This is a genomic window from Archangium violaceum, assembly GCF_016887565.1.
Classification (GTDB): Bacteria; Myxococcota; Myxococcia; order Myxococcales; family Myxococcaceae; genus Archangium; species Archangium violaceum_B.
Window position 1 is genome coordinate 2,352,858 of record NZ_CP069396.1, and the last position, 6,085, is coordinate 2,358,942.

Annotated in this window: 5 protein-coding genes; 3 read left to right on the forward strand and 2 right to left on the reverse strand. The window is 67.1% G+C overall.

The genetic code is table 11. The annotated features are described in order from the left end of the window. Nucleotides 1-43: 43 nt before the first annotated feature. Both JRI60_RS09900 and JRI60_RS09905 read right to left on the reverse strand, forming a co-directional pair. Complete coding sequence (locus JRI60_RS09900) at nucleotides 44-2,050, reverse strand: serine/threonine protein kinase (protein ID WP_204225595.1); 2,007 nt, start codon at nucleotides 2,048-2,050, stop codon at nucleotides 44-46. 178 nt (nucleotides 2,051-2,228) lie between these two features. After that, nucleotides 2,229-3,425, reverse strand: coding sequence for a small ribosomal subunit Rsm22 family protein (locus JRI60_RS09905; protein WP_204225596.1), 1,197 nt, complete (start codon nucleotides 3,423-3,425; stop codon nucleotides 2,229-2,231). A 63-nt stretch (nucleotides 3,426-3,488) separates the two neighbouring features. Between JRI60_RS09905 and JRI60_RS09910 the strand changes: the two genes are divergently transcribed. From JRI60_RS09910 to JRI60_RS09920, 3 genes are read left to right on the forward strand one after another with little or no spacing between them, the layout of a single operon-like run. Then, nucleotides 3,489-4,484: an ABC transporter ATP-binding protein gene (locus JRI60_RS09910; protein ID WP_204225597.1), complete on the forward strand. Its 996-nt coding sequence runs from the start codon at nucleotides 3,489-3,491 to the stop codon at nucleotides 4,482-4,484. Continuing rightward, a complete protein-coding gene (locus tag JRI60_RS09915; protein ID WP_204225598.1) occupies nucleotides 4,481-5,284 on the forward strand; it encodes an ABC transporter permease in 804 nt (267 codons plus the stop codon). The genes JRI60_RS09910 and JRI60_RS09915 overlap by 4 nt, the downstream gene beginning before the upstream one ends. A gap of 4 nt (nucleotides 5,285-5,288) precedes the next feature. Continuing rightward, nucleotides 5,289-6,083, forward strand: a complete 795-nt coding sequence (locus JRI60_RS09920) for an ABC transporter permease (protein ID WP_204225599.1) — start codon at nucleotides 5,289-5,291, stop codon at nucleotides 6,081-6,083. Nucleotides 6,084-6,085: the final 2 nt, after the last annotated feature.

Consider the following 6,085-nt stretch of genomic DNA (forward strand, 5'->3'; position numbering starts at 1 on the left):
CCCCTATGTGAGTGCCGGGTGCGGTGGCACGCGGTAGATGGCGCTATTGGAAACGATTCGTTGGCAGCAGCTGCAGGATGGAAGTTCCCTTGAAATTGCCTGGCCTGCTATCCTCACTGGGGCAGTCACCCGCACCCACGACGGGGCAATAGTCTGCCGGCGCGTCTCGGTAGATTTCAACGCAAATCGGATAGGTCTGCCGATCTGGTGTCTGTGCTTGAGTGAAGCGGCCGAAGAAACGATTTTCCCCAAACACCAACGTTCCGTTCAGCAGGGTGCCGGATGGTAGTTTTTCCCAGCCACCATCCAGTTCCAGAGTGAAAGGACCCTCACGCAGGGGGGGCCTTTCCTGCGGCAGTCCCCTGTAGCCTGGCACTCGGCCGTATGCCCACCCGATAAGCCCGAACCGGGTGTGCGTCTCGTACCAGCCAGCGGGGCACTCGACAGACGCTGGCTCGGGGCGCACCTGGGCTCCCGAGCATCCGGTGAGGATGATGGTGCACACACCGGCCGCCGTGCAGACTTGTTTGGCAATGGGGATGCATTGCGACGTTCTGTCCCGCTGCTGGGGCGTGGGCTTCTCTTCGGACTTCAACCGGGATTCTTTCTTGCGAAGCATGGTGGTAGGGGAGGGCGCGGGGGGTTGTGCCCTGTCGGGCGCCGCACTTGATATAGCTTCGGCAGGGTTGCCCGATTGCGCCACTTCGCGGACAAAAGCAGCCTGAGTCGTCACCTCACCCCGGGTGGATGTGTAAGGTTGGTGCGTGGCTCTCTTCTCTTCGGGCGGGGGCGTTGGTCTGCTCATGGACCCCACCGAGATCGCCACCACCGCGAGCCCCGTCATCACCGCGACCCCCAGCGGAAGGATGCTCGCACCTCCCATCCCGCGGCTCTCGCTCCGGGCCCTTCCTGGCTCGGCTTCGACAGCCATCGTCCCCTCGGTGGGCGTCTCCGAGTGCCGGGCGGCGGCTGCCTCTGTTTCGTGCGAGGCCTGTATGTCCGCCGCCACGATGGGCGCCCGGGTAGGGACCACCGCTGCCGTCGCTGGATTGGCCTCGGCGGGTCGCGGCGGCTCGTCCGGCGGTGCCGTCGCTGGCTCCTCCCACACCGGTGGCTCCTCCTCCGGCTTCCAGCCTCGCTGGGGCTTGTGGGCCATCCACTGCTGTTCGTCCTTCGGTTCCTCGTTGGGTTTTCCGCCCTCGTCCGGATTGCCCTCCACCGTCGCCTCGTGCGGCGACGGGGGCTCCATCAACGGCACGTCCCAGCTCGCGTCCCCCTCGGCCGCCGCCAGCACCGCTTCCAGTGCCGCGCACAACTCGTCGTCATCCTTGAAGCGCTCCCGTGGGTCCTTCGCCAGCATGCGCATACACAGCCGGCTCGCCGCCTCGGGTACGCGCGGGTTCATGGCATGCGGCTCCCTGGGCGTGTTCCGCAGGATCCGGTCTTGCAGCCCGAGCTCCGTCCGTTCTCCGAAGGGCAGCTCATCCGTCAGCAGCCAGTACAGCAGCACCCCCATCGCCCACAACTCGTCGGACAGCGTGTATGTGTAGATGATTTCTTCTGCTTCGCCCCTCAGGAACTTGATCATCTCGGGGCTGCGATACTCGGGCGTCCCGGGTGGCACACGGCCCGGCTTCGTCTCCGTGGGCACTCCCTTCATCGCCCCGAAACCGAAATCGATCACCACCGGCTCGCCGTCGTCGGCTCGGATCATGATGTTCGTTTCCTTCAGGTCCCGGTGCAGCACTTCGAGCCGGTGCACCTCCCGCATGGCTCGCGCGACCTTCAGGAACGTGTCCATCCCCACCCGGGCCGTGGGGTTGATGCGCTGCGCCCACTGGTCCATCGTCACCCCGGGGACGTAGTCCATGACGATGTACGGGTAGCCCAGGTCCGGGTGGGGCCACCGCTCGCACGCGCGAAAGCCCACCACGTTCGGCAACTGGAGGCGGAGCATCAGCGTGATCTCCCGCCGGTTCCAGCCCGTCAGCTCCAGGTCCGCCAGGAACTTGATGGCGAACAGTCGTTCCCCCCGCTCGGCCTTGTACACATGGCCCGAGCCCCCCTCTCCCAGCTTCTGGGTGATGATGTAGTCGCCTACCCGGGCGCCGATTCTTGGAAGGTGGATGACCAGGCCGCGATCCTCCTCGGGTTCGCGGCTACCCTACCAGAACATGACTCGCGCGGTAGTGTCGTCCCAGGTTATGGACGGGGTTGAACCCCAGGGCTCAGCTACCCTCACCCTTTCCCTCTCCCGAAGGGAGAGGGGTGGGGGGCGCGGGCGGGATTCCCTTTCCCGCGTAGGCCACCACCTTGACTTCCGACGTGTCGTCCAGCGCCAGCCCGTCCCCCTTCGCCTCCGTGTTCGTCACCGCGATGACGTCTCCCCGGTTCAGCTTCAGGAAGCGCTCGTTCTTCTCCGTGCGGTGCTTCTCCTGCATCGCCAGCCCCAGTCGGCCCTCGGGTCCGCAGCCGATGTAGCGCTGCCTCCCCTTGCCCTCCAGTGACTCGGACACGATGCGGAACAGCCGCTCCGGTCTCGGCTCCGGCCAACCCTCCCCCTTCGGCGCCAGCATCAGGTAGCTCATCTTCAGCGACTCCTTGTGCAGCCCCGCCGCCTTCGCGATCTCCTCCACCACCCTCGGCATCGGCCACTGCCGCTCCGCGTGGCACCAGTCGCTCTCCTTCACCAGCGCCGGGCACGCTCCCCGGTACATGCACGGCGCCCGGATGGCGTAGCCCTTCTCCACCATCGCGTCCCGCACCTTCAGCAGCAGCCGCGACGTCTCCCGCAGCGCCGGCTCCAGCACCAGCAGGCTCCCTCCCGGCTTCACCTGCGCCAGCACCTGCTCCAGCAGCGCCGCCCTCGGCTTCACCGACTCGTCCCCAGCCCCGTACAGCTCGTTGAGCACGTGGCCCATCGTGATCAGGTCGTACTTGCCCTCGGGCGGGGCCGCCTTGCGCGTCGGGTCCCACTCCCGGGTCGCCAGCGCCTCGCCCGCTTCCGCTGCGAGCGCCCGGGCGAGCGCCAACGCCGGCTTGCTCCGGTCCGCCGCCGTCACCTCCGCCGCCCCCGCGTCCAGCGCCGCGAAGGCCATCGGACCCGGTCCGCTCCCCAGGTCCAGTACCGCTCGCGGCCGGTTGGGCAGCTCCCCCAGCGCCTCCCGCGCCTGCGCATAGGAGACGGGCCAGTAGAAGAGCAGGTAGGCACCCAGTAGCTTCGGGTCGTCCATGTACCGGGCTCCCGCCAGCTTCCGGTCTCGCGTCAGGCCCAGTGATAACTGCTTCACACCCGCGCCGACCTCCTTCACCTCCTGGGGCGTCAGCCGCGTCTCCGGCCCATCCCCCCGCTTGCGCGCCTCGCGCCACACGGCGATCAGCCGCGGTATCCACCGCTCGAGGTCCTTGCCGTATGCGCCACTCATCCGACCCTGCCTTCCACAACGAGGGGTCGCCTCTTTCGGGCAACCGCGTTAAACCCTGTCCGAATGATTTCCGTCCGAGACCTGCGCAAGCACTACCAGGTCCACAAGCGCCCGCCCGGCCTCATGGCCGCCTTCCGATCCGTCCTCCACCGTACCTACACCAACGTGAAGGCCGTGGATGGCATCTCTTTCGAGATAAAGCCCGGAGAGCGCGTGGGCTTCCTCGGCCCCAACGGGGCGGGGAAGACCACCACCCTCAAGGTGCTGTCGGGACTGCTCCACCCCTCGGGGGGTGAGGTGCTGGTGGATGGCCACGTTCCCCGCCACCGCGAGGACGCGTTCCTCAAGAAGATCATGCTGGTGATGGGGCAGAAACAGCAGCTCCTCTGGGACCTGCCGCCCTCCGAGACGTTCGAGCTCAACCGCGCCATCTATGATGTCCCGCGCGCCCAGTTCAAGCAGACCCTGGACGAGCTGGTGACCCTGCTGGAGCTCGAGGAGCTCATCGGAAAGCCCGCGCGGCAGCTGTCGCTGGGCGAGCGGATGAAGTGCGAGCTGGCCGCGGCCCTCATCCACCGCCCTCGCGTGCTCTTCCTGGACGAGCCCACCATCGGCCTGGACGTGTCCATGCAGGCCACCATGCGCGCGTTCATCAAGTCCTATAACGAGCGGCACGGCGCCACGCTCATCCTCACCAGCCACTACATGGACGACGTGGCGGCGCTGTGCCCGCGCGTCATCGTCATCGACAAGGGCCAGCTGTCGTACGACGGGGGCCTGGACGCGCTGGTGCAGCGGGTGCGGCCGGAGAAGCGGGTGGTGTTGCGCCTGAACCAGCCGGTGGACGCGGCGAGCCTCGCCCCGCTGGGCAAGGTGGTGACGCACGACAGCGCCACCGCCGTGCTGCAGGTGCCGCAGGATGCCGTCAACGCGACGGTCAGCCGGGCCCTCTCCAGCCTGCCGGTGCAGGACCTGACGGTGGAGAACGCGCCGCTGGAAGAGGTCATGAGCGAGCTGTTCGCCGAGAGCAAGGCGCGGCGGGGAGCGGTGAACGCATGAGCGTGCGGAGCACACTGCGGGCCTTTCCCACGCTGCTGCGGGTGGGGGTCTCCGAGGCGGTCGCCTACCGCGCGGAGATGTTCATCTGGGTGCTGTCCACCACCATGCCGTTCATCATGATGGCGCTGTGGACGGCGGTGGCGCGCGCCGCTCCGGTGGGCCGTTACAGCGGAGACGACTTCATCCGGTACTTCCTGGCCGCCTTCGTGGTGCGGCAGATGACGGGGGCCTGGGCGGCCTGGCAGATCAACTACGAGGTGCGCCAGGGCACGCTGGCCATGCGTCTGCTGCGCCCCATCTCTCCGCTGTGGAGCTACGCGGCGGAGAACCTCGGCTCCTTCCCCATGCGCCTGTTCGTGGTGGTGCCGGTGGCGGCCTTCTCCGTCTACAAGCTGGGCTGGGGCTCGGTGCCCCAGACGCTCTGGGGCTGGGTCTTCTTCTTCCTGTCGCTCTTCGCTGGGTGGCTCATCACCTTCCTGGCCAACGTGGCCATCGGGACGATGAGCCTCTTCATGGAGAGCAGCACCAAGTTGATGGACGTGTGGATCGCCCTCTTCTTCGTGTGCTCCGGCTACCTGTACCCGGTGGAGCTCTTCCCGCCCGCGTTCCGGGCGGCGCTCGACTGGCTGCCCTTCCGCTATCAGATCGGCCTGCCGGTGGAGTTGATGACGAACACGCACGACTTCCACAAGGCGCTGGCGTTGCTGGGACGCCAGTGGCTGTGGGTGGCGCTGATGCTGACCATCTCGCTCGGCTTGTGGAAGCGGGGCCTGAAGCGCTTCGCGGCGTATGGAGGGTAGGGGCATGTTTCGGCGCTACATCCGGTTGTTCGGTGTCCAGCTCCGGGCCTCCAGCCTGCTCGCGATGCAGTACCGCGGGGACTTCATCGTCGAGGGGCTCATCTCCCTCTTCTGGTCGGCCACCGCGCTCGCCCCGCTCTTCGTCGTCTTCCAGAAGCAGGGGCAGCAGATAGAAGGGTGGAGCTTCGGCGAGTCGCTGCTCGTCATCGGCTGGTTCACCCTGCTGCAGGGGATTCTCGAGGGCGCCATCAGCCCGAGCCTCACCGGCGTGGTGGAGCACATCCGCAAGGGGACGCTGGACTTCGTGCTGCTCAAGCCCGCCGACGCGCAGTTCCTGGTGTCCACCACGCGCTTCCTGCCCTGGCGGGCCACCAACGCGCTGGCGGCGCTCGCCATCTTCGTCTACGGCTTCCATATCCTGGGGACTTCTCCGTCCCTGCTCGGCGTGTTGGCCTCGCTGGTGCTGCTGGGCTGCAGCGTGCTGTTGCTCTACTCGTTGTGGATCCTCACCGTGAGCGCGGCCTTCTACGTGGTGAAGGTGGACAACCTGACGTACTTCTTCACGTCCATCTTCGACGCGGCCCGCTGGCCGGCTCCCGTGTTCCGCGGCGTGCTGGCCTTCGTCTTCACCTTCGTGATTCCGCTGGCGGTGATGACCACCTTCCCGGCGGAGGCCCTGCTGGGCCGGCTGTCGCTGATGAGCCTGGTGGGGTCGGTGCTGGGCTCCGTCTTCTTCGCCTTCGTGTCGCGCCGGGTCTGGCTGCACGCCATCGGCCACTACACGTCCGCGAGCAGTTGAGG

Bases quoted from the DNA above. Each gene is read 5' to 3' on its own strand.
- JRI60_RS09905 (WP_204225596.1), bottom strand. From the start codon at position 3,425: ATGAGTGGCGCATACGGCAAGGACCTCGAGCGGTGGATACCGCGGCTG.
- JRI60_RS09910 (WP_204225597.1), top strand. From the start codon at position 3,489: ATGATTTCCGTCCGAGACCTGCGCAAGCACTACCAGGTCCACAAGCGC.
- JRI60_RS09915 (WP_204225598.1), top strand. From the start codon at position 4,481: ATGAGCGTGCGGAGCACACTGCGGGCCTTTCCCACGCTGCTGCGGGTG.
- JRI60_RS09920 (WP_204225599.1), top strand. From the start codon at position 5,289: ATGTTTCGGCGCTACATCCGGTTGTTCGGTGTCCAGCTCCGGGCCTCC.